Raw genomic sequence first — 21,562 nt, forward strand, 5'->3', positions numbered from 1 at the left:
GATCTCCTGTGTGATGGGTGTTTTGAGTGAGGTTCTGTGGTTGGTGTCGCGTCCCGCGGGCGGCGCTCGGTCGCGGTTCATGAGCCGAACACCTTGGGCAGCAAACTCATGAGCACGGGCAGCACGCCCCAGCACATGAAGGCGGGTAGACAACACAGTCCGAGCGGCAGCACCAGCCGAACGGAGAGGGCTTCCGCGGCTCGCTCGGCGCGGCGGAATTGGGCGCGCCGCACCTGTTCAGCCTGGCCGCGCAAGACCGTCGCCGACGCCGCCCCGGACGTCGCCGTGAATTCGAGCGCATCGCGGTAGTCCAGTAACGCTCTGGGTGACTCGTTGACCGATGACCACGCGGTGTCCCAGTCCAGGCCCAGTCGAAGTGCTGCGGCAACCCTTTGAAGCTCGGGATGACCGGTCCCGGCAGTGCTGTGGGCCAGCACGGAAACGGCCTCCGCGAGAGGCAATCCGGCGTCCAGTTGGGTTGCCGTCAGCTCGACGAGCGTGGCGGCGGGCAACCCGGGCGAGCTGCCGCGCGAAGCCGACTGAGCGGCGTCGTCGTATTCGGACGAGGGTGCAACCGCGGCACTGGCACCCCTTGGGGACAGCGCAACCGCGCGTGGCGATGACCAGACGAAGAACGCGACGGCTACGAAGAGTCCAGTGGTCAGGGCGATGATCATGGCCCGTCCACCCCCTCGGCGTGCCGCATGAGCTGGCGGGTCCACAACCGCCCGGCCACCGTGAGGACGGCTCCCGCAATAAGTGCGATCCGACCCCACGGTGTGGTGATCAAGGTGGTGATCGGATCGGTTCCCATGAGCATTCCGAGGCCCAGCGCGAGGACCGGCAACCAGGCGAGGACACGAACCGTGGCACGAGGGCCGGCGAGCGCACTTTCGCGGGCGGCCTGGGCATCGATCTGTGATTCGACGGAATCGGCCAAGCCGTTCAGGGTCTTCGACAGAGAGGCTCCGGAGCGTTCCGAGATCTCCCAGCACGCGGCTAGCTGCACGCTGACGGAGCGGGCCCAGCGAGCGAGTTCGTGGTCAGACACGTCCGGAGTGGACTGCGCGATCCGGCCCAGGGTGACGGAGGCTGGGACACCCAACTGCGACGCCGCATGTACGTCGCGGCACAGTTGGTCGATCCAGGCGGCAGTCGGGTTGGCGGGGCTTTGACCAACAGCTCGGGATGCTTGACCGAAGACCGCGGACGGGCTGCGGCCGGCGCTCAGCAATGCCGCGAGTCGGCGGACCAGCGTGACCCACAAGGCTGCCTCGGCGGCTCGGTCCCGTCGCCAGTGGCGGGACACGAACGACATTGACGCAAGCGAGGCGCGGGGGCGGTCTTTGTCCTGCTGTGTGATCGCGACACCGTGGGTGGTGAGCGCACGGCCGCCGACCCCACCGGCCCAGGTCAGACCAGCCGCGGCAAGAAGGGTTCCTACAACGAGGGCGAGGATCATGACGTACCCCGCCGGTGGTCCCCGGCCGGAAGCGCAGGCGCGGCTGTGGTCTCTTGGGCCGTGGTTCGAGACAGGAGCTCTGCCACACGTGGCCATCCCGGCCCCCTCACCGGTTCCCCTCCGCTCCAGCTCAGGGCGGTGCGGGTGACGAGTTGGCCGTCTGCCAGCTCAAGGGTGCACAGGGTCCCCAAGCGCCGCCCGTCCACTCCCCTGCTGACATGGGCGACCAGATCGAGGGCGCTGGCCGCCTGAAGATCGACAGCCTCTCGGTTCATCCCGGCCAGCGAACCCAATGCTGCCAACCGTGCCGGAACAGCCTGGGCGGAATTCGCGTGCACGGTTCCAGCACCGGCGTGACCGGTGTTCAGCGCAGTAAGCAGTTCGCGTACCTCTGCACCGCGACATTCTCCGACCACCAGGCGATCGGGGCGCATGCGCAAGGCTTGCCGCACCAGCTCTGCCAAGTCCACAGCACCACTGCCCTCCACATTGTCGTGGCGGGCCTGCATGCCCACCACGTGAGGATGCTCAGGGTTCAGCTCGGCGGCGTCCTCGATGAGTACCAGACGCTCGGACGGGTGGCACTGGGACAGCAGCGCGGACAGGACGGTCGTCTTACCGGATCCCGTCGCCCCGCTGATCATCAAGTTGGCCCCTGCGGACATGGCGGTACACAGCACGTCCGCCATGAACGGGTGGATGGAACCCGAGGACACCAAATCGGACAGGGACAACCGCTGAGGAGCCTGAAACCTGATGGACAGCAACGTGCCACTGGTGGACACCGGTGGGATCACCGCGTGAACGCGTAGTCCCGTGGCGGTCTGCACGTCCACGCAAGGGTTGGCGTCGTCGAGCCGACGGCCGGCCGCCGTGATGAGACGCACCGCAAGCGCGCGAACGTCCGTCTCATTCGTGAAAGGAGATGGCACCCGGGCCACGCCGCCGAGGGTCTCCACGAACACGTTCTCGTGCCCGTTGACGTACAGGTCGCTGAGCCCTTCGGTGGGCAGGAGCGGTTCGAGCGGACCCAACCCCGTGAGCTCGGCCTTGATGTGCTGCACCGCCCGGATGGACCCCACCGCTCCGAGAACGCGGCCGGTGTCCTGGATGGCGCGGGCAATCCGGGCATCGGTGAGCGCACCACCTTCCTGCAGTAGACGATTGCGGACGTCTTCCGTGAACTGGGTGTCGAGTTCCGTGCCGCTCATGACCGCACCTCCACCTGCTGGGCGATGGCACGAACGGCTTTCGTGTGCTTCGCGCGTTTGCCCCGCTGCAACACAGCACCGTTGTCGAGCTCTTGCGGAAGGCGTGGGTCGAACCTGAGGGAGCCAGCACAACCGACTCCGGTTGCCGATTCCACGACGGCTGCATCCACGTCCGCCACGTTGAGCCCGGTCAGGACGGTCATCACTGGGATCTCCCCGCAGCGCCGGACTGCCAGTGTCGCCGCCAGAACTCCCCTGACGGTGCGCGGAGTAAGCACCAGTACCGTAGAGCACCACTGAGCCTGCTCCTCGAGACGGTCCGCGTTCAGATCAACCACCAAGTCGCTCGCCGCACTTCTCAGCGCGTGGATCACGGTGCCCACCGGAACGTGAGACGCATGAGTGCCCTGCCGATCCCACGAGAGATAACGCAACTTCCCCGTACTCGGCATGGCCGCCCACAACTGGTCCGCTGCCACCGCACCGGAGAACTGGTGCAGCTCGGGCCAGCGCAGGCCGTCCTCGGATTCGGTTCCCAACACGAGATCCAGTCCCGCCGCGACTGGATCGGCGTCGACCACCGCGGTCGTGGAACCGCCGTCCGCCAGTTCCTGCGCTAGCCAGCACGCGAACGTGGAGGCGCCCACACCACCGGTGGCACCCACCACTCCGATGACGCGACCGAGCTGAACCGCCCCGCCGTCCTGATCGGAGCGCGAGAGCATCTCGGCCAGCCATTCGGCGGCGTCGGGAAGCACGACGACGGCGCTTGCCGCGCTGCGAGCGGCAAGTTCCCAGGCTCCCTGCTGGGAGGACAACGCCACGATGATGGCGCCGTTGGGTACTCGTTCCACCGCCGATGTCGCGTCCACGAGGAGCGTCTCCGCGTCCTCGGCATCGGCGAGACTGTCGGTGACTGTCAGTTCCACACGACAGCTCACACACACGGCTTCCACGGATTCGATGAGCTGCGGATCAGCACTTAGGAGATGGACCGTTCTGGTCAAGGCTGCTGCCGGTACGTCGGCGCTGCGTCGATCGACGGGCGCGCGGTCAATGGTGGTGCGCTGGGCTCTGCGCGTCCGCGGAATCACCGCCGTGTTCGGGGACCTGTGCGCTGGAGGGGTCATGCCCTTACAGTCGTCGGATCACCCGCTTAGAGGACCACCCGGGGTCCCGATTGTGGAGTCGGGGCCCAACCTCCACGGCAGGCATCAGGCCTGTGCAGTTACGTCACCGCGAGTGCACCCTCGCCACGCGGACGTCAACAAGTCAGACTTGCACCATGAACATCACACTCGTCGGCGGGGGTCCCGATTCCACGAGTCCAGGCTGTGTGGCTCCCTTTCTCGAGAAGTGCCTCACCCTCGGCTCCGGGCGTATCGGTTTGTTCCTGACCGGTGACGCGGTCACCGCTGATCACAGCGCGGCCCCGTACCTCGATCTCCTCGACGCTGTGCGTGACCGGATCGACGTCGTCCCGCTCAGCGGCGATGTCGGCGACCTGCATCGATTCGAGGCAATCGTCGTGGGCGGTGGCCGAACCCCCGATTATCACTCTGCTCTCTCCGCTTCGATGCCACAGCTGCGTGACCTGGTCGGCAAGGGTGCGCCCTACCTCGGTTTCTCTGCGGGGGCGATGATTGCCGCGGAGTACGCAATTCTCGGCGGATACACGATGGACGGCATTGAGGTGTGCGCATCCGAATGTTCAGAAGATCTGGAGGCCCTCACCGTGCAAGCGGGGATCGGTATCGTGCCGTGGACCGTTGACGTTCACGCCTCGCAGGCGGGCACGCTGACTCGGGCGATTGCGGTGGTGGCGTCCGGTGGCGTGTCATCCGCCGTCGCCGTGGACGAAGACACTGCCCTCCACCTGGATGACGCGCGGTATCCTCGTGTCCTGGGATCTGGGCTGGCCTGGTGGATTACTCCTGCCGGGGATCACGTAGGAGTCAGGCTTCAATCCGCCGAGCCACAGTAGCCCGCTCACGAAAACGTTCCGGTTGATGTCCCACTACCACCACGCACGAGTCGTCTCGGTGGGCCCGTCGAGTTCGGTGAGCCCGGCGTCCACCACGGCAACCGGCCGAGTGGCAGCTGCCCACTCCGCCTCACGCGGTTCATCGACCCGCACCCTGAAGTCGTCCGCCCGCCACTGTTCCCGCTCGGCTTCGGACATGGCCTCCCATGCCAATTGCGCGGCGTGGGCGCACTGGGCCGCAAGCTTGCCACTGGTCATCTCGAGCCCCGGCCGCACCTCAACGGTGACCTTCGCGTCAGTAACGTTTGAAGCGCCGTCGTCGGGAAAAGTTGTGCCCGAAACCTGAAGTTTGTTCAGTTCCTTGGGCAGCGGTTTGACCGGGCCGGGCACAAAGGCGCGCACGGCGGCGTCGCCGAATTCCCCGCTACCTGCCTGGGTGACCGTCACGCCGTCGAGTTCCTGAACGTCGGTCCAGCGTTTGCCGTCCGCGCGGCGCACCAGTTTGCGGATACGCGCGTCGCGCCAGTGCTTCACGGCCGGGTACCAGGGGCCGTCAGGTGCGGATCGCGGGTCCGCAAGCAGGGCGACGACGGCGCGCGCGGCGGTCTCGGCCACGTCCACCTGCCGCGCAGGAGACTGCCGATCCCTGTAGACCACCAATTGCATGGCCCAGGGGATGTCGTGATCATCGGGAATCTGGTCGGACATCTTTCTACTGTGTCACGCGGCATCCGCGCTCCCCACAACCGGTGTTCTGCTGTGCATGTCAGGAGCCACCCGTAACCTGAATCCATGAACGCTGACGTTGTGGCCAGGCTCCGAAGCACCTTCCGTACCGGGCGGACCCGCTCTGTGGAATGGCGCAGGGGACAGCTCAACGCGCTCGAAGCGATGCTGCTCAATCACAAGGAGCAGTGGCAAAGGGCGCTGGGCGAAGACCTGGGGAAATCTCCGTTCGAGGCCACAATGACCGAGATCTATCCGGTGATCACCGAGCTCAAACACACACGTCGCAATCTCAAGAAATGGCACAAGGACCAGCCGGTTCGCACGCCGTTGCAGTTTTTTCCCGCCCGTTCGTGGGTGCGGTACGACCCGCTGGGTGTCGTGGTGATCATCTCGCCGTGGAACTACCCGCTGCAATTGCAGTTTTCTCCGCTCATGGGCGCGCTGGCCGGGGGTAACTGCGTGGTCATCAAGCCCAGTGAGATCAGTTCGGCCGTCGAACAGCTCTTTGCCGAGCTGGTCCCGCGCTACTTCGACCAAGAAGCCGTCGCCGTAGTCACCGGCCAGGCCGACGCCGCCACTGCCCTCATCGATGCCCGCCCCGATCACGTGTTCTTCACGGGTTCCACCGCCACGGGCACCGCGGTGGCCGAACGCGCAGCTCGCCATCTCGTTCCCGTGACCCTGGAGCTGGGTGGGAAGTCCCCCACATACGTGCACAACGATGTCGACCTTCATGCGGCCGCACGCCGGATCGTGTGGGGCAAGTTCGTCAATGCCGGCCAGACGTGTGTGGCACCGGATCACATCTATGCTTACCAGGACATTGCGGCGTCATTGGCGGAGGAACTCGCGCGAGCCGTGCGCGAGAGTTTCGGAGCTCGGCCGCAGGAATCGGAAGACTATGGGCGCATGATCCACACCGGCGCGGTGGATCGCGTGAGTGCCATGCTCCCGGCCAAGGGTTCGGAGCAGATCGTGTGCGGCGGTGACGTGGATCGGGAGGATCGCTATATCGCGCCCACCGTCCTGTACCCCGTGGCCGAATCCGATCCCGTGATGAGCGAGGAAATCTTCGGCCCGGTCCTGCCCATCCTGCCGGTGCGCGGTCCTCAGGAAGCCGTGCAGCGAATGCTCACACGGGACGCTCCCTTGGCCCTGTACATCTTCGCCACGGACAAGTCCGTTCGCGACTACATCATGGACGAGGTGCCCTCCGGTGGAGTCAGCATCGGGATCCCGGTCGCTCATGTGGGTAGTCCTTATCTGCCCTTCGGCGGTAAGGGTGCCAGTGGCCAGGGGACCTACCACGGTAAATGGTCACGCGACACGTTCACTCATCAGCGGGCGGTGCTCTCCAAACCCTTGAAACCGGAGACGCTGGGTGTGATCTATCCGCCCATCCACGGCGCGGTGAAATCCGTGTTGGACCGGGCCACCTCACCGGTCGGAGACAAGAAGCGGAGGCACCTGGGTCGTAGGATCTGACCATGAACCGGCCAACGGCTTTCTTCTTGCGTGGCATCAATGTGGGAGCCAACAACAGGGTTCCCATGGCAGAGCTGCGTGCCCTCCTCACGGAACAGCTCGGCGCTCAAGAGGTGAAGACTTACCTGCAGAGCGGCAACCTAATCTGTGTTCGTCAAGGCGACCCCGCGGAGTTCGCCAAAACGTTGTCAGCGGCCATCGAATCGGAATTCGGTGTCCTGAGCCCGGTCGTTCACCGGACGTTCGAAGAACTGTCGGCGGTGCTGGCCGCAGATCCGCTGCGCGACATCGCCACCGACGACAAGCTGTATCAAGTGCACTTCTGCGACCGTCCCGTCCCCGAGCTGGATCTGGCCGCGCTACCGATCCACGACGACGAACGCATCGTGGTTGACGGATCGGAAATCTATATTTGGTACGGCAGTGACAAGGGAATCCATGCTTCCAAACTGCCGGTCGCTCTCGGTAAACAACTGCCGGGCATGACCATCACCGCCCGGAACATGCGCACGGTTCGAAAGGTCGCGGAACTGCTGGACGTGGCGGCGCCGGACTGAAAAAGTGTGTGCGTTTCGGACGGCTTCGAACTCGAACTCATTGCGGAGCGCTGAGCCCGCCCGGAGCATGTCAGTGCCCCACGCGATAATGAGCGCATGCACATAGTGGTGGCTCCCGCGGAAACCGGGGCCGGAGGCTGGACCCTGCAGGTGGTCACGGCCAACGGTCAGCGGGCGGGGCAACCACTGACGGTCACGGACCAGGAATTCCCTGGCATAGTCTCCACACGCGAAGCCGCCGCGTTGGAAGCAGGCGTGCAGCCGCCCGTCTGGACCTGGATGGATACGTCCGTGCCCGCCGCGCTCCTGTGCGAAGCAGATGTGTGGGCCACCAAATGCCGGGACTTGGGACTGTGCGCAACGATCCTGGCCACCGCGTCTGACGCTCCGGGGTCCGGAGCACCGGACCCCGATTCCGGCGAGTCGCGGCCTATGCAGTACACCCCAGTCATCGAACCGGCAGACCCCCGACATGTTCCCGGTCCACGTCCTCGTCCGGTGGAGGACTCACAAACCTCGCTGTTCGCCATGGCCACGGACCGCGGTCCCGGCCTGGATGACTTGGTCGCAGAACTGGCCGAACAGATCCGCGCCGTGAGCACGGCACGCAACCCCAAACGGTTGGAGATGCTGCTGGGTCTCGAATCGCAGGGTGCGCTGGTGGCAGCCACCATGCGTCACCAGGGAATCCCGTGGAATCCAGGAATCCACGAGCAGATTCTCACCGACGCCATGGGCCCCGCCCGAAAGAGGGCGAACGCCCCATCCGCATGCAGGAGCTGGCCGAAGAGATCCGTCGGGTCCTGGCCGCTCCCACGCTCAATCCCGATTCTCCTCCCGAGCTCCTCAAGGCGCTGCGCACCGCCGGTGTGGACATCGATTCCACGCGTGCTGGGTGATCAAGGAGTGGACCGTGGTGGCGGGGCAACCAGATGCTCGCCGACAAGAGATCGTGGCCCCCGTCCTCGAGTACAAGAAACTGTCCCGTATCTTCTCCGCGACTGGCTGGCACTGGCTCGACATATGGGTCACCAACGGCCGCTTCCACCCCGAATACGTGGTCGGCGGCGTGGTCACCGGCCGCTGGGCGGCACGCGGCGGTGGCGCGCTACAGATCCCCAAGTTCATTCGCGATGCGGTGCGTGCAGATCCCGGCCGCACCCTGGTCGTTGCCGACGCCGCTCAACTGGAACCTCGCGTTCTGGCCATCCTGGCCCGTGATGATGCCCTGGCTCAGGCCTCGAGGGACCGAGATCTGTACGAATCCATCGCCCAGCAAGGACAGGAACGCGGCTCCGAGTTGAAGGAACGGCCCCACGCGAAGGTCGCATTGTTGGGTGCCATGTACGGAGCAACCCAGGGAGCGGCCGGCCGTTTCATGCCGCACCTCACCCGCATGTTCCCGCGGGCCGTGGGCTATGTGGAACACGCTGCCCGCGTGGGTGAACGCGGAGAACAGGTCTGCACCTATCTCGGGCGTTGGTCGCCACTTCCGGAACCAGAGTGGTTCGAGATCCAACGTGCCACGGAAACCGCCGCCGGTGAGCGCCGCGCGACCCAAGCGGCGCGGACCCATGGCCGGTTCTCCCGGAACTTCGTGGTGCAGGGATCAGCTGCCGAGTGGGCGTTGGCCTGGCTCGGACACATCCGCCAGGGCTTGCACCGGCAAGGGTTGGACGCGCACCTCGTCTTCTTCCTGCATGACGAGGTCATGGTTCACTGCGCTCAAGAACAAGCCGAACAGGTCAAGCAAGTGGTTCTGGACGCCGCCGATCAGGCGGTGCGCACCGTGTTCGGCCGTGTACCGGTGGAAGTTCCGGTGGCCACGAGCGTGGTCACCAGTTACGCGGACGCAAAGTAGACCGCGACCAGAGCAAACATGCTCCTGCCCGCTACTTGCTGAGCCTTCCCGGGCAGGTCGTCACGGGTTTACAGCGGAGCCGGACGCTTGTCGTTGTGGTCCCATTCGACCGACCAATCAAGCCATTCCAAGATCCGATCGATCACAATGCCGGTGAACCCCCACACGGTGACGGTTTCGCCGGTCTCGTTGACCCGCACGTCAAAGGCCGGAGATTTATAGGTCTGATTCCCTCGGGTCACAGTCGCGTAGTAACGGTGCGCGGGGTTGATCAGATCCAGCACCGGAACCCGGAACACCAGCGAGGACTCGGCATGGTCGACCACATCCACCTCGGACTGGCTCTGCCACCACCCGATGACGGGTGTAACCATGTGATTACTGATGGGCAGTGGAACAGGGTGCAAGGTTCCGAGCACCTCCACGCGTCCGGGTCCAGTCCCGTTTCCTCATGGGCCTCCCGCAGCGCACCGCGCACGTGCGGAGCGCTCACCTCGCCACCGGGAACGGTCATCAGTTCACCCAACTCACCGTCCGGTGGATCCAGGCGACCGCCTGGGAACGCCACCTGACCGGGGTGCGAGCGCAGGTTCGCCGAGCGTTGGACGAGCAACACGTCCAAGTCGCGCCCCGGCCCCTCACCGTGCTCCTCGTATTCCGAGGGCACTTGGTCCAGCGCACCGAACAGGATCAGCACGGCAGACTGCCGGTAGTCCTCGGCAAGCTCTCCAATCCGCCACGGCTCGCGGTCCTCCATGTAGACCGTGTGCCCCTCTTGGGCCAACTTCAACAATTGTTCGCGGGCGTGAACGGTTCCGGGCGACGTAGGTTTCATGGGTGTCCTTTCACGACTCACGCGCTGAGCGTGTGCCCCTCGGCCCGCAGCTCTCGCCGCGTGGCACCGTTCATGTACCGGTCCAGCAGTTCTTCGCGGCCGGGTTTCAATTCATAGGCGAGTAGCTTGCGCGCCACCTGCGGATCGGTGGGGCCCTCTCCGTAGGAGGGGCACAAATCCGCGATCGGGCACACTCCGCAAGCGGGCTTCCGCGAATGGCAGATGCGGCGGCCATGGTAGATCAGCTCGTGGGACAGCTCCGTCCAAACCTTGGGCGGAAACAGGGCGGTGACGTCCTTTTCCACCTTGACCGGGTCCTCCTGGGTGGTCCATCCCAGCCTGCGGGCAAGCCGCCCGAAGTGCGTGTCCACGGTGACGCCCGGAACCCCGAACGCGTTGCCGAGCACCACGTTCGCGGTCTTGCGCCCCACCCCCGGCAGCGTGACCAGATCCTTGAGTTTCCCGGGCACCTCGCCGTTGTATTCGTCCACCACGCGATTGGCGAGCGCTTGGATTGATCGTGCCTTGGAGCGGTAGAAGCCCAGCGGCCGCACGATCTCCTGCACGGATTCGGACTCAGCCTCGGCCAAATCCTGCGGCCCGGGGTAGGTCGCGAACAGGATGGGCGTCACCGAGTTCACGCGCACGTCGGTGGTCTGCGCGGACAGCACCGTGGCCACGAGAAGCTGCCAGGCGTCGTCGAAATCCAATTCGGCCACGGCGTACGGGTAGGTTTCGGCGAGAATCCGCTGGATCTTCCGCGCTCGGCGGGTCACGGAGAGTGAGCTTTCCTCCCCCGCCCGACGACGCCGCGCTGCCGCCTTGGCTGCCTCATCCGGCGTGACGTGGCGGATGTGCTCGGCAGCTACGGGGTTGTCCATAGTCTCGATCATGCTGGGCCGGGCACCCCGGGTCAAACGCGTTTCGAGGCCCGGGATGTCACAGCACGACTTGATATTCCACGCCCGCGGTTCGGTTGGGTGTGGCAACGAGAAGTCCACTACGCTGGGATCAAATGTGAACTGCGCCACGCAGGGAGTACTTGCGCGGTCAATGGCCATGTAGCGACACACGAAGGAGTGCCATGTCTCAGGACTCAAACGCATCGGAACAGCGCACGTACGCGCCCAGCCAGGAATTTGCCGCGCAGGCGAACGCCACCGCAGAGCTGTACCAGCAGGCTGAGGATCAGGGTGAGGAGTTCTGGGCGAACCAGGCCCGCGATCTACTGAGCTGGTCCACCCCGTTCAACTCGGTCCTGGACTGGTCCAATCCGCCGTTCGCCAAGTGGTTCGAGGACGGCAAGCTCAACGCCGCCTACAACGCCGTGGACCGTCACGTGGAGGCCGGCAACGGCGATCGCGTGGCCCTGCACTTCGAGGGCGAGCCCGGTGACAGCAAGTCCTACACCTACTCGGAGCTCAAGGACGAGGTCTCCAAGGCCGCCAACGCCATGGAAGCTCTGGGTGTCTCCAAGGGCGACCGCGTGGCCGTGTACATGCCCATGATCGCGGAAGCCGTCATCACCATGCTGGCCTGCGCCCGTATCGGTGCCATCCACTCCGTGGTCTTCGGCGGCTTCTCCGCAGACGCCCTGCGCTCCCGCATTGACGACGGCGAGGCCAAGCTCGTGGTCACCGCGGACGGTTCCTACCGCCGTGGCAAGCCCACCCAGCTCAAGCCCGCCGTGGACGAGGCCCTGTCCAAGGGTGGCGAGTCCGTCAAGCACGTGCTCGTGGTCAAGCGCAACGGCAGCGACGTTCCCTTCGAGAACGGCCGTGACGTGTGGTGGCACGAGGCTCTCGAAGCCGCAAGCACCGAGCACACCCCTTCCGAGCAGGGTGCTGAAGATCCCCTGTTCATCCTCTACACCTCCGGCACCACCGGTAAGCCCAAGGGCATCCTGCACACCACCGGCGGTTACCTGACCCAGGCTGCCTTCACTCACAAGAACGTCTTCGACCTCAAGCCCGAGACGGACGTGTACTGGTGCACCGCGGACGTCGGGTGGGTCACCGGCCACACCTACATCGCCTACGGTCCGCTGCTCAACGGCGCCACCCAGGTGATCTACGAAGGCACCCCGGATTCCCCGCACCGCGGCCGCTTCTGGGAGATCGTGCAGAAGTACGGCGTGAGCATCCTCTACACCTCCCCCACCGCCATCCGCACCATGATGAAGTGGGGCGAGGACATCCCCGCCGAATTCGACCTCAGCACCCTGCGCCTGCTGGGGACCGTGGGCGAGGCCATCAACCCGGAGGCGTGGACCTGGTTCCACAAGCACATCGGTGGCGGCAAGTGCCCCATCGTGGACACCTGGTGGCAGACCGAGACCGGCGCCATCATGATCTCCCCGCTGCCGGGCGTGACCGAGGCCAAGCCGGGTTCGGCACAGATCCCGCTGCCGGGTATCGCCGTGGACGTCGTGGACGACGCCGGCAATTCCCTGCCCAACGAGACCGACGGTTTCCTGGTCGTCCGCAAGCCGTGGCCGTCCATGCTGCGCACCATCTGGGGTGACGACGATCGCTTCGTCAACACCTACTGGGCCCAGTTCGGCGACAAGTACTTTGCCGGTGACGGCGCCAAGCGCGACGCCGACGGCGACGTTTGGATCCTGGGTCGCGTGGACGACGTCATGAACGTGTCCGGCCACCGTCTCTCCACCCCGGAGATCGAGTCCGCTCTGGTGTCCCACCCGTCCGTGGCCGAGGCCGCAGTGGTGGGTGCCGCGGACGAGACCACCGGTCAGGCAGTGTTCGCGTTCGTCATCCTCTCGGACCAGGCGACCTCCGAAGGCCGCGACCAGGCTGAACTCTCCGAAGAGATCCGCGCTCACGTGGGCAAGGAGATCTCCCCGATTGCCAAGCCCAAGAAAGTCCTGATCGTCCCCGAGCTGCCCAAGACCCGCTCCGGCAAGATCATGCGCCGCCTCCTCAAGGACGTGGCCGAGGATCGTCCCGTGGGCGACGTGTCCACGCTCGCGGACCAGACGGTCATGCAGCAGATCGTGGATTCGCTCGGCGCCAAGTAGCCGTTCGCTTTCATCGACCGCCGACGCCGCTCGGTGACCTTTCGTCCGAAACGGTCGCCGAGCGGCGTCGTCGCGTTGAAGTCGTGTTGAATGGGTCCATGAGCGAGCTTCCCATCTTCGTGTTGAACGGCCCCAACCTGAACACCCTCGGAACACGCAAGCCCGAGATCTACGGCCACACCACGCTGGCGGACGTTGAAGCCAACGTGCGCGCCAAGGCCTCCGAGTTCGGACTGGACGTGGTCTTCGAACAGTCCAACTACGAGGGCCAGATCGTCGAGTGGATCCAGCGGGCACGCACCGAGGCCTGCGGAATCGTGATCAACCCCGCGGCCCTCACCCACTACTCGATCGCCGTGCACGACGCGCTGGAAATGTGTGAGATCCCCATCGTGGAGGTGCACATCTCCAACGTGCACAAGCGCGAATCCTTCCGCCACGTCTCCTTCGTCTCCCCGCAGGCCACGGCCGTCATCGCCGGTGCCGGTGTACTCGGGTACGAGTTGGGCGTGCAGGTAGTGGCCAATGAATTGAACAAGACGTCATCGAAGTCGACCAGTTAGGCCCCTCCATGACCTCCGCTGAGCACCGCTCCTCCGACGCTCTGATCTACGGGCGCATCGACGAATCCTTCCACCAGGTGGCCGCCGCCTTGGTGGAGGAGGTCCTGCTGCGGCTGGGCCACACGGTGGATGTGGTCGAGGGGCCACACCCGGAGATGTACCCGCAGCTGGCGGCCGGTGACATGGATCTGTTCGCGGACGCGTGGCTGCCCGGCGGGCACGAGGTGTACTGGGACCAGGTCAAAGACACTGCAGTGGAAGCACCGTGCTCTACGAGGGCTGCATGTTCTACTGGGCCGTTCCGGCCTACATCCCGGAGGATGTGGTCTCCTCGCTCGAGGACCTGGCAAAGCCCGAGGTGGCCGAGCGGATGACCACGCTCACGGTTCAGGGCACCACTCCGGGCGCGGGACTCACCATGCGGTCCGAGAAACTCATCGAGTCCTACGGCCTGGCCGCTGTGGGCTGGCACCAGGAAATGGGTGACTTGCAGGCCATCATCGACACCGTGAACCAGCGGATGAACGCCGGGGATTGGTTCGCCACTCCCCTGTGGCAGCCGCAGTACCTCAACGACGTGTACGAACTGCGCCCGCTGGCCGATCCGCTTGGAGCGTTCCCGGAGCCGGATCGTGCGTCACTCTTGGCGTATCGGCAGAGCTGGGAGAACTTGCCGGAGGAGACCCGCCGCGTGGTGTCCCGGATCAACTACCCGCTGGCGGCCGTCAATGAAATGGACCGCGCCGTGAACCTCGACGGTAAGGATCCGCTGCAGGCTGCCCGCGAGTGGATGGAGCGCAACCCGGAGACGGTCAATGCCTGGTTCGCCTGATAACTACTGATCAGGAGATCACGCATTCACCCGTGGAGATGGGAGCGGTGGAGCCGCCGGCGCTTCCAGGATGTTGGTGACCTGCTCCATCGGGATCGCGTAGCCGGCCTCGCCCTCAACGGCCTTGGCGAAGATCACGCCCACCACGTTGCCGTTGGCATCCAGCATGGGCCCACCCGAGTTGCCCTGCTCCACGCGACCGGCGATCTGGATGATGCTGCGAGACAGAGTGGCGCCGGTGGTGACGTTCTGCACGGGCGCGAATGCTTCACCCTGGATGGTGGCCGGTCGCACGGTATACGGACCGCCCAGCGGGTAGCCCGCGAAGGACACCTGCTGACCACGCTCCACAGAATTACTCAGCGGCAAAGGTGCCTCGGCAGATCGGGAGCGTAGAGCACGGCGAGGTCCGAAGCGTCGTCGTACTGGACGGCGTGGGCCTGGTAGACGCGGCCGTCGCGGGTCTGGACCACGGGCTGATCAACACCCGCGACCACGTGCGCGTTGGTGACCACCAAACCGGAGGCCGCCACAAAGCCTGAGCCCGTTTGGTTCTGGGCGCACTGATCGGCCGTGCCGTAGACCTGCACCACGGACTGGCCGGCGGCCTCGACCGCATTGGAGTCGGTGGTCTGTTCGGGCTGGGGAGCGTCCTCGACCGGGAAGAGCAGGGAATCGAGCTGACGGATCCCCTGCGAACCGGCCACGGCGTCGCGGGTTTCGGTCATGGCCTCACGCACGGGCTCTGGTGTGTAGCGCTCAATGGCGCGCAGCACCGAGGATCCCGCTACCTGTTGAGAGAGCTGGGGCATGCCCAACTGGCCGACCAGGGAACCCAGAAGCGCGAGAACGATGGCAGCCACAGCCACGTTGAGTGCGCCACCGCCGATGCGGTCCAACACACCCAACCCTGTCTTTTCGGTGAGACGCGCCAGATAGTTCCCCACGATCCCGCCGAGAATTTGCCCCAGGACCAAAAGCCCCAGAACGGTGACGAGAACAAACGGAATCCGCAGTTCAGAACCCACCTGCGACGAGATCCACGGGCCCGCCCAGAAGGCGGCGACCGCGCCCAGCACAAAGCCCACCAGAGCGGCGAGGGAGCGGAAGAAACCCCTGGACAGCCCAGCGATCAGGTAGCCCACCAGCACCATCACCAAGATGATGTCCAGCAGATTGAGGGCCAGGTTCATGTACGTCCTTCGAGGTCGCGCCGCAGACCGCGGGCGGTAGACAAGTAGTTAGTGAGCTTAGGGGCCGGGTCTGAGAAAATCGTGAAACCAGGCCGTGCGTTACGCTGATCACGGACCGTCATAAACCCGTCACACGTTGCGTTCACACTCAGCGCAAGGGCTTGTCAGCCCCGACAAGTGTGAAACTCGTTACGATGGTGACAAATAGCGCCCTCCGCTGGCGCACCCCCAACTGTTGAGGAGAACCACCTTGGATACCGACGTCCTCCGCCGCGCCCCACTGTTTGCTTCACTGGACGATGAGGCTTTTTCCGCGCTGACCGAGGAGATCACCGAGGTTGACCTCTCCCGCGGCTCCGCCCTCTTCTACGAAGGCGATCCCGGAGATCAGCTCTACTTCATCATTTCCGGCAAGATCAAGCTCGGCCGCACCGCCAGCGACGGCCGCGAGAACCTGGTGGCCATCATGGGCCCGGGCGAAATCTTCGGCGAGATGGCGCTGTTCGACCCGAGCCCCCGCTCCACGTCAGCCACCGCGGTGTCCGAAACTCGCCTGGCCGGCCTGAAGCACGAGAACCTGCGCAAGGTCATCACCCGCTCTCCCGAGGTTTCGGCCCAGCTGCTGCAGGCTCTGGCTCGCCGCTTGCGCCGTACCAACGAGAACCTGGCCGATCTGGTCTTCTCGGACGTTCCCGGTCGCGTAGCCAAGGCTCTGCTGGACCTCGCCGACCGCTTCGGCCGCCCCGCCACGGACGGCATCCTGGTGGCTCACGAGCTCACCCAGGAAGAACTGGCTCAGCTCGTGGGCGCGTCCCGCGAAACCGTGAACAAGGCGCTGGCCGAGTTCGTGCAGCGCGGTTGGATCCGCCTGGAGGCCCGCGCCGTGGTCATCCTGGACCTGCAGCGCCTCAAGCAGCGTTCCCGCTAGGACTTCAGCGCGGCGGTCGCGTTTCGCGCACCGCCCCGCCGACGACGCCGCGGTACCCACTCGGGTGCCGCGGCGTTTTCAGTTGTTCAGTACGAGCACCGGGTCCCCGTTGCGGACCTCCAACGAGGGAGTCTGCACGGTCATGTCCCGGCGTGCGCTGAGGAATGCGATCGACGAGCTCGACGCCGCGATCATGCGCAGAATCGTCTGGACGCCCGGGGTGGCCACTTCACCGAGGTTGAATTCTTGGCCCGAAGCTTCACGCTCGTCATTCCGATCATTACCGTGCTCGGCGAACAAGGCAGGCACCGCGGTGCCGTGAGGGTCTTCGAGCAAGATTTTCGCGTCCACCCACCCCAACCACGACTTCTTGGTCCGGGTTTTCAGAGGTGAGCATCGCTGCCCCACGGGAAGCACCGCGGCGAAGTATCTGAGGTCCACGCGCTGGTGGACAAAGTCGGAGGTCATCCAGCGTGCCAGGGGGCGCAGGAGTTCAGATCTGAAGGCGAACACCCTGTTGGACAGCACTTCCGCGAAGGAGATGTCCAGGTCGGACAGTTGTTCTCGCGCGAGCATCCAATCGGCGCCGTCCACGTGTTCGGCTATCCCGTCGCCTTCGGAACCGGCAAAGAGCAGGCCGGTCTCCACGAACACGCTGCGTGCGGCGGCCACCACCGCGCGGCGTGCCAGACCGATGTCATCCGAACCGAGTTTCTTGCCCCACTCCGTGGGCCGGGGCCCGGACCAGGTGAGCGGTTCGTCGTCGCTGGGTTCCAGAAGGCCTCCCGGGAAGGACAGTTGCCCGAAGGACGGACGATCCGGGCGGAACATCATGAGCGCCTCGAGGCCGTGATCACCGTCTCTGACCACGACAACGGAGGCCGCGTGCCTGGGGGCCGAGCCGTGGATGCCCACGCCCCGATCCAACCAGGCCAACGCGGCCTTTCGATGTGCCTGCGGAACGTGGAACAGCCGTTCCGAGGATCCGCGGGCGGTCGTTCTAGCTGAACACGACAATCAGTTCGACCTCCACGGGCGAGTTCAGTGGCAGCACACTCACGCCCACTGCCGACCGGGCGTGTTTGCCCTTCTCGCCAAAGATGTCACCCAGAAGCGTGGACGCGCCGTCGATCACGCCGGGCTGACCGTAGAAATCGGAGGCGGACGCCACGAACCCGGTGACCTTAACGACCCGGACCACACGGTCCAGGTCTTCGATCTGGGCCTTCACGGCGGCCACTGCGTTGAGCGCGGAACGGGCGGCCAACTCCTTGGCGCGCTCCGGACTGACGTGGTTCTCACCCTCGGTCTCGCTCACCACACCCTTGGCGGGCAGGGCGCCGTCGATGAACGGCAGCTGACCGGCGGTGTAGACGTACTTGCCGGAGACCGCCGCCGGCGCATAAGCCGCCACCGGTGCGGCGACCTCGGGCAGGGTGAGGCCTAGTTCTTCAATGCGTTCTTCAATCGAGCTGCTCATTGTTCTGGGTGGCCCTTTCGATGCAGGTCGACTAGTTCTTGGGTCGCTTGAAATAGGCGATGGGGTTGGTCTGGACGGGTGCGTTGACGTTGGCGGCCGGAACATCGGCGGCCTGCGTGCCCGGCAGGACGGTCACCAACTCCCAGCCATCGTCACCCCAGTTGTCGAGGATCTGCTTTGTAGCGTGGATCATGAGCGGAACGGTTGCATACTCCCAAGTGGTCATGATCACCACCCTAGTGCCAGCCCCCGGTTGTGTCCGTCCAAAGTTTGCTGACGAACCACTGTGACAGTGCTCTCGGGTGCACCCTTGCTCCCAGTCCTGGCTTGTACACTGGCGCAATGGCATCACGCAAGAATTCGGACTCTGAGTCCACCTCGGTCTTCGGCAACGTTGTGGCCTTCATCGCCACCGCAGTAGTCGCAGGCATCGTGGCAGCAGGGTTACTCGTTCCGCCCGCGGCAGCAGTCGGCATGGCTTCCAACGCTTCCATCGGCTGGTTCAAGTCCCTCCCGGATGAGATGGAGATGGGACCGCTGTCCCGTTCGTCCACCGTGGTCGCTCGCGACGGAACCGAAATTGCCACCTTCTTCGCTCAGAACCGTGAACCGGTCGAGCTGAAGGACATGTCTCCGAACATGCAGGCCGCCATCCTGGCCATTGAGGACCGTGAGTTCTACAACCACGGTGGCGTGGATCCCGGCGGCATTGTGCGCGCCATGGGCAACAACATCTTGCGTCCCAGTGCCCGTCAGGGCGCTTCCACCATCACCCAGCAGTACGTGAACAACCTGCTCATCGACCAGCAGGTTCGTGCCGGCGAACAGGCCAGCACCATTGGCGCGGACAAGGGCGTGGTGGACAAGATCAAGGAGATCAAACTCGCGCTGTCCATGGAACAGGAAATGTCCAAGGACGAGATCCTGGAGGGTTACCTGAACATCGTGTTGTTCGGTGGCCAGAACTACGGCGTTGAGGCAGCTGCCCAGTACTTCTGGGGTATCCCCGCCTCCGAGCTGAACATCCAGCAGTCGGCGACACTGGCCGGAATGGTTCAGTCCCCCAACTACTACAACCCGCAGGTCAACCCGGAAGCCTCCGAACAGCGCCGCAACCTGGTGCTGGACACCATGCTGCAGACCGGTGCCATCAACGAGCAGCAGCATGATCAGGCGGTAGCGGCTCCCCTGGATCTGGACATCCACGCGAGCAACTCCGGCTGTACCGCTGCGGCAACCGCCCCGTACTTCTGCGACTACGTGCAGAACGAGTTCATGCAGTCCGAGGCCTTCGGTGCCACCCCGGACGAGCGTTTGGCCACCCTGCAGCGCGGCGGCCTGACCATTCACACCACGCTGGACATGAAGGCACAGCGCGTCGCCGAGCGCGAGGTCAACAACACCCAGCCGCGTGACAACAATCCGGACAACGTGTCCACCGCCCTGGTGTCCTTGGAGCCCGAGAACGGTCACATCGCGTCCATGGCCCAGAACACCTTCTATTCCGGTGCCGAGGGTGACTCCAACACCACCTACAACTTCAACGTGGACACCACCATGGGTGGTGCCGGTGGCTTCCAGGTGGGCTCTACCTACAAGCCGCTCACCTTGGCTCAGTGGATCAACGCCGGCAAGGGTGTGAAGGCCACCATAGACGCTCGCCGCACCCATTACCCCGCTGACTACCAGTGGCGCGCGTCCTGCCTGCCCGGCGGTGTGAAGTACGAGCCCGGCGACGACGGCAACGGCTTCGAGTTCCAGAACGCCGAGCGCGGCTACGAGCGCCAGATGCAGGTCGACTACGGTCTGTACAACTCGATCAACTCCGCACTGTTCGCCATGGCTGCTGATCTGGACCTGTGCGACATCGGCAAGATCTCCGAGGACCTGGGCATCCACGACGGCAAGACCGGCGATCCCGTGGACACCACCATCCTGTCCTCGCTGCTGGGTGGTTCCGTGGACATCGCTCCCATGACCATGGCGCGCGCGTTCTCGGCCTTCGCCAACGACGGCGTGATGTGCGAGGTCCGCTCCATGACCAAGGTCGAGGACTTCACCGGCAAGACCTACGACGTTCCCGCGGACAAGTGCGAACGAGCCATCAAGGAAGAAGTGGCCCAGGGCGTGAACTACACCCTGAACCAGACCTTGACCCGCGGTTCCGGTTGGCAGCGTGACATCGGACTGCCGGGGGCATCTGCAGCCAAGACCGGTACCACCGACAACTCCACCCAGACGTGGATGATGGGCTACACCAAGGGCCTGTCCACCGCCTCGTGGGTCGGTAACTACGAGTTGGGCTCCCGTTCGTTGAACGGCCTGTCCATCGGCGGCCGCTCGGGTGGTACTGACACCGACTGGGTGGACGGCTCCACGTACGCCGGTGCGCAGTGGCAGAACTACATGCGTGAAGTAGCCCGCGACTACGACACCTCGCAGTTCTCGGATCCGCCCTCCCGCGTGCTGTCCACGAACAAGTGAGTTCCATGAGTAACGGTGCCCGCGCAGCCGCGACACTTACCGCAGGGGTAGGTGCCGTGGGCGCGGGCACCGCCGCATGGGCGGTCTTCGGCGAGCGGCGCAGGTTCCAGCTCCGGCAAGAGACGTTGCGGGTACTGCCCGCGGGTTCCCGACCGTTGCGGATCCTGCACATTTCCGATCTGCACACGGTCCCCGGGCAGGAAGCCAAGAAGCGCTTCGTGCAGTCGCTGGCGGCCCTTCGCCCGGATCTGGTGATCGACACGGGTGACAACCTCTCCCACGTGCGGGCACTGCCGTACCTGTTGGAAATCCTGGAGCCGCTGTTCAAATTTCCCGGCGTGTACGTGCCCGGCTCCAATTGCTACTTCGCCCCGGAGCTCAAGAATCCGTTCCGGTACTTGTGGAAGACCACGGCCAGCGAGGATCCGGTCGACAACACGCGGCTACCCACCGAGGACATGCACCGCGCGTTCGACGCCGCCGGCTGGACCGGGCTCATCAACCGCCACGATCGCTTGCGCGTGCGGGACACAGTGCTCGACTTCTCGGGTGTGGACGATCCGCACCTCGCGTACGACCGCCACCCCGGTTTCCCGGCGAGTTCCACCCAAGCCGACGACGACGCCGCCGCCCTCCGGATCGGAGTGGCACACGCTCCGTACCTGCGGACCCTGGACCGCTTTGTCGCGGACGGTGCTGACCTGATCTTCGCGGGACACACCCACGGCGGTCAGGTCTGCCTGCCGGTGGCCGAGCCTGGTGAGCAACTGCGATTTGGATCCCGCGATCTGCAAGGGCCTGATCAATCACCGGGGTGTTCCGGTGAACATCTCGCAGGGGCTCGGTGAATCTCGCTTCGCCCCCGTCCGATTGTTCTGCCCGCCCCAGGCCATTCTGGTCACGCTCACGGACTGACGACTT

24 protein-coding genes and 1 pseudogene are annotated in these 21,562 nt (G+C 64.9%); 12 read left to right on the forward strand and 13 right to left on the reverse strand.

The features are described 5' to 3' along the window. Nucleotides 1-77: 77 nt before the first annotated feature. Genes YO9_RS0103810 through ssd form a run of 4 tightly spaced genes read right to left on the reverse strand, consistent with a single transcriptional unit; the run spans nt 78 to nt 3,602 of the window. Nucleotides 78-677, reverse strand: a complete 600-nt coding sequence (locus tag YO9_RS0103810; protein ID WP_016996309.1) for a type II secretion system F family protein — start codon at nt 675-677, stop codon at nt 78-80. Beyond that, nucleotides 674-1,462: a type II secretion system F family protein gene (locus YO9_RS0103815; RefSeq protein WP_016996310.1), complete on the reverse strand. Its 789-nt coding sequence runs from the start codon at nt 1,460-1,462 to the stop codon at nt 674-676. The genes YO9_RS0103810 and YO9_RS0103815 overlap by 4 nt, the downstream gene beginning before the upstream one ends. Continuing rightward, nucleotides 1,459-2,673: a TadA family conjugal transfer-associated ATPase gene (locus YO9_RS0103820; RefSeq protein WP_016996311.1), complete on the reverse strand. Its 1,215-nt coding sequence runs from the start codon at nt 2,671-2,673 to the stop codon at nt 1,459-1,461. Before YO9_RS0103820 ends, YO9_RS0103815 begins: the two co-directional genes overlap by 4 nt. Beyond that, complete coding sequence (gene ssd / locus YO9_RS0103825) at nt 2,670-3,602, reverse strand: septum site-determining protein Ssd (RefSeq protein ID WP_396350721.1); 933 nt, start codon at nt 3,600-3,602, stop codon at nt 2,670-2,672. Before ssd ends, YO9_RS0103820 begins: the two co-directional genes overlap by 4 nt. A 407-nt stretch (nt 3,603-4,009) precedes the next feature. Here ssd and YO9_RS0103830 point away from each other — a divergent pair, with 407 nt between their 5' ends. Then, complete coding sequence (locus tag YO9_RS0103830; protein ID WP_016996313.1) at nt 4,010-4,657, forward strand: Type 1 glutamine amidotransferase-like domain-containing protein; 648 nt, start codon at nt 4,010-4,012, stop codon at nt 4,655-4,657. 33 nt (nt 4,658-4,690) lie between these two features. On the opposite strand, the gene YO9_RS0103835 is transcribed toward YO9_RS0103830, so the two are convergent. Further along, nucleotides 4,691-5,365 carry a peptidyl-tRNA hydrolase gene (locus YO9_RS0103835; RefSeq protein ID WP_016996314.1) on the reverse strand — a complete coding sequence of 225 codons (675 nt, stop codon included), beginning with the start codon at nt 5,363-5,365 and terminating at the stop codon, nt 4,691-4,693. A gap of 84 nt (nt 5,366-5,449) precedes the next feature. Here YO9_RS0103835 and YO9_RS0103840 point away from each other — a divergent pair, with 84 nt between their 5' ends. From YO9_RS0103840 to YO9_RS16660, 4 genes are all read left to right on the forward strand, one after another. Then, nucleotides 5,450-6,871, forward strand: coding sequence for an aldehyde dehydrogenase family protein (locus tag YO9_RS0103840; RefSeq protein ID WP_016996315.1), 1,422 nt, complete (start codon nt 5,450-5,452; stop codon nt 6,869-6,871). Nucleotides 6,872-6,873: 2 nt separating this feature from the next. Then, nucleotides 6,874-7,428, forward strand: a complete 555-nt coding sequence (locus YO9_RS0103845) for a DUF1697 domain-containing protein (protein WP_016996316.1) — start codon at nt 6,874-6,876, stop codon at nt 7,426-7,428. 770 nt (nt 7,429-8,198) lie between these two features. Further along, nucleotides 8,199-8,327: a hypothetical protein gene (locus YO9_RS19620; RefSeq protein ID WP_016996317.1), complete on the forward strand. Its 129-nt coding sequence runs from the start codon at nt 8,199-8,201 to the stop codon at nt 8,325-8,327. Continuing rightward, complete coding sequence (locus YO9_RS16660) at nt 8,324-9,289, forward strand: bifunctional 3'-5' exonuclease/DNA polymerase (RefSeq protein WP_016996318.1); 966 nt, start codon at nt 8,324-8,326, stop codon at nt 9,287-9,289. The genes YO9_RS19620 and YO9_RS16660 overlap by 4 nt, the downstream gene beginning before the upstream one ends. Before the next feature lie 68 nt (nt 9,290-9,357). Here the strand turns inward: YO9_RS16660 and YO9_RS20545 are convergent, their stop codons facing one another. From YO9_RS20545 to nth, 3 genes are read right to left on the reverse strand one after another with little or no spacing between them, the layout of a single operon-like run. Beyond that, nucleotides 9,358-9,573: a hypothetical protein gene (locus tag YO9_RS20545; RefSeq protein WP_317259739.1), complete on the reverse strand. Its 216-nt coding sequence runs from the start codon at nt 9,571-9,573 to the stop codon at nt 9,358-9,360. Then, complete coding sequence (locus YO9_RS0103855) at nt 9,561-10,124, reverse strand: NUDIX domain-containing protein (protein WP_317259740.1); 564 nt, start codon at nt 10,122-10,124, stop codon at nt 9,561-9,563. The genes YO9_RS20545 and YO9_RS0103855 overlap by 13 nt, the downstream gene beginning before the upstream one ends. Nucleotides 10,125-10,141: 17 nt before the next feature. Then, nucleotides 10,142-11,005 carry an endonuclease III gene (gene nth, locus YO9_RS0103860; RefSeq protein ID WP_016996320.1) on the reverse strand — a complete coding sequence of 288 codons (864 nt, stop codon included), beginning with the start codon at nt 11,003-11,005 and terminating at the stop codon, nt 10,142-10,144. Nucleotides 11,006-11,208: 203 nt separating this feature from the next. Here nth and acs point away from each other — a divergent pair, with 203 nt between their 5' ends. From acs to YO9_RS0103880, 4 genes are all read left to right on the forward strand, one after another. Further along, entirely contained in the window at nt 11,209-13,161 is a 1,953-nt protein-coding gene (acs, locus tag YO9_RS0103865) for an acetate--CoA ligase (RefSeq protein ID WP_016996321.1), read from the forward strand. 98 nt (nt 13,162-13,259) lie between these two features. Next, the gene (gene aroQ / locus YO9_RS0103870) at nt 13,260-13,724 is read left to right on the forward strand and encodes a type II 3-dehydroquinate dehydratase (RefSeq protein WP_016996322.1); all 465 of its coding nucleotides are present in this window, start codon (nt 13,260-13,262) and stop codon (nt 13,722-13,724) included. 8 nt (nt 13,725-13,732) lie between these two features. Next, nucleotides 13,733-14,098 (forward strand): glycine betaine ABC transporter substrate-binding protein, encoded by a 366-nt coding sequence (locus YO9_RS19625; RefSeq protein WP_262925562.1) that lies wholly within the window; start codon nt 13,733-13,735, stop codon nt 14,096-14,098. Next, the gene (locus tag YO9_RS0103880) at nt 14,008-14,556 is read left to right on the forward strand and encodes a glycine betaine ABC transporter substrate-binding protein (protein ID WP_262925563.1); all 549 of its coding nucleotides are present in this window, start codon (nt 14,008-14,010) and stop codon (nt 14,554-14,556) included. Before YO9_RS19625 ends, YO9_RS0103880 begins: the two co-directional genes overlap by 91 nt. An 18-nt stretch (nt 14,557-14,574) precedes the next feature. Here the strand turns inward: YO9_RS0103880 and YO9_RS19630 are convergent, their stop codons facing one another. Continuing rightward, entirely contained in the window at nt 14,575-14,889 is a 315-nt protein-coding gene (locus YO9_RS19630; RefSeq protein WP_262925564.1) for a trypsin-like peptidase domain-containing protein, read from the reverse strand. A 26-nt stretch (nt 14,890-14,915) separates the two neighbouring features. Continuing rightward, nucleotides 14,916-15,749 carry a CvpA family protein gene (locus tag YO9_RS0103885; protein ID WP_262925565.1) on the reverse strand — a complete coding sequence of 278 codons (834 nt, stop codon included), beginning with the start codon at nt 15,747-15,749 and terminating at the stop codon, nt 14,916-14,918. 250 nt (nt 15,750-15,999) lie between these two features. On the opposite strand from YO9_RS0103885, the gene YO9_RS0103890 reads away from it, so the two are divergent. After that, the gene (locus tag YO9_RS0103890; RefSeq protein WP_016996325.1) at nt 16,000-16,677 is read left to right on the forward strand and encodes a Crp/Fnr family transcriptional regulator; all 678 of its coding nucleotides are present in this window, start codon (nt 16,000-16,002) and stop codon (nt 16,675-16,677) included. Nucleotides 16,678-16,755: 78 nt separating this feature from the next. Here the strand turns inward: YO9_RS0103890 and YO9_RS0103895 are convergent, their stop codons facing one another. From YO9_RS0103895 to YO9_RS0103905, 3 genes are read right to left on the reverse strand one after another with little or no spacing between them, the layout of a single operon-like run. After that, nucleotides 16,756-17,694 (reverse strand): XdhC family protein, encoded by a 939-nt coding sequence (locus YO9_RS0103895; RefSeq protein ID WP_223286060.1) that lies wholly within the window; start codon nt 17,692-17,694, stop codon nt 16,756-16,758. Continuing rightward, nucleotides 17,678-18,157 carry a RidA family protein gene (locus YO9_RS0103900; RefSeq protein WP_016996327.1) on the reverse strand — a complete coding sequence of 160 codons (480 nt, stop codon included), beginning with the start codon at nt 18,155-18,157 and terminating at the stop codon, nt 17,678-17,680. The genes YO9_RS0103895 and YO9_RS0103900 overlap by 17 nt, the downstream gene beginning before the upstream one ends. Nucleotides 18,158-18,188: 31 nt before the next feature. Beyond that, nucleotides 18,189-18,383 (reverse strand): DUF4177 domain-containing protein, encoded by a 195-nt coding sequence (locus YO9_RS0103905; RefSeq protein WP_031272633.1) that lies wholly within the window; start codon nt 18,381-18,383, stop codon nt 18,189-18,191. Between the two features lie 116 nt (nt 18,384-18,499). Here YO9_RS0103905 and YO9_RS0103910 point away from each other — a divergent pair, with 116 nt between their 5' ends. Then, nucleotides 18,500-20,641: a transglycosylase domain-containing protein gene (locus YO9_RS0103910; protein ID WP_016996329.1), complete on the forward strand. Its 2,142-nt coding sequence runs from the start codon at nt 18,500-18,502 to the stop codon at nt 20,639-20,641. A gap of 5 nt (nt 20,642-20,646) precedes the next feature. After that, a pseudogene (locus YO9_RS0103915) lies at nt 20,647-21,556 on the forward strand (metallophosphoesterase). The last annotated feature ends 6 nt before the right edge of the window (nt 21,557-21,562 follow it).

This window comes from Kocuria atrinae C3-8 (assembly GCF_000286355.1).
GTDB lineage: Bacteria > Actinomycetota > Actinomycetes > Actinomycetales > Micrococcaceae > Kocuria > Kocuria atrinae_A.

Coding starts and splice junctions, on each gene's coding strand:
- YO9_RS0103810 (WP_016996309.1), bottom strand. CDS start 677: ATGATCATCGCCCTGACCACTGGACTCTTCGTAGCCGTCGCGTTCTTC.
- YO9_RS0103815 (WP_016996310.1), bottom strand. CDS start 1,462: ATGATCCTCGCCCTCGTTGTAGGAACCCTTCTTGCCGCGGCTGGTCTG.
- YO9_RS0103820 (WP_016996311.1), bottom strand. CDS start 2,673: ATGAGCGGCACGGAACTCGACACCCAGTTCACGGAAGACGTCCGCAAT.
- YO9_RS0103835 (WP_016996314.1), bottom strand. CDS start 5,365: ATGTCCGACCAGATTCCCGATGATCACGACATCCCCTGGGCCATGCAA.
- YO9_RS0103840 (WP_016996315.1), top strand. CDS start 5,450: ATGAACGCTGACGTTGTGGCCAGGCTCCGAAGCACCTTCCGTACCGGG.
- YO9_RS0103845 (WP_016996316.1), top strand. CDS start 6,874: ATGAACCGGCCAACGGCTTTCTTCTTGCGTGGCATCAATGTGGGAGCC.
- YO9_RS19620 (WP_016996317.1), top strand. CDS start 8,199: ATGCAGGAGCTGGCCGAAGAGATCCGTCGGGTCCTGGCCGCTCCCACG.
- YO9_RS0103855 (WP_317259740.1), bottom strand. CDS start 10,124: ATGAAACCTACGTCGCCCGGAACCGTTCACGCCCGCGAACAATTGTTG.
- nth (WP_016996320.1), bottom strand. CDS start 11,005: ATGGACAACCCCGTAGCTGCCGAGCACATCCGCCACGTCACGCCGGAT.
- acs (WP_016996321.1), top strand. CDS start 11,209: ATGTCTCAGGACTCAAACGCATCGGAACAGCGCACGTACGCGCCCAGC.
- aroQ (WP_016996322.1), top strand. CDS start 13,260: ATGAGCGAGCTTCCCATCTTCGTGTTGAACGGCCCCAACCTGAACACC.
- YO9_RS19625 (WP_262925562.1), top strand. CDS start 13,733: ATGACCTCCGCTGAGCACCGCTCCTCCGACGCTCTGATCTACGGGCGC.
- YO9_RS0103880 (WP_262925563.1), top strand. CDS start 14,008: ATGTTCTACTGGGCCGTTCCGGCCTACATCCCGGAGGATGTGGTCTCC.
- YO9_RS0103885 (WP_262925565.1), bottom strand. CDS start 15,749: ATGAACCTGGCCCTCAATCTGCTGGACATCATCTTGGTGATGGTGCTG.
- YO9_RS0103900 (WP_016996327.1), bottom strand. CDS start 18,157: ATGAGCAGCTCGATTGAAGAACGCATTGAAGAACTAGGCCTCACCCTG.
- YO9_RS0103905 (WP_031272633.1), bottom strand. CDS start 18,383: ATGACCACTTGGGAGTATGCAACCGTTCCGCTCATGATCCACGCTACA.
- YO9_RS0103910 (WP_016996329.1), top strand. CDS start 18,500: ATGGCATCACGCAAGAATTCGGACTCTGAGTCCACCTCGGTCTTCGGC.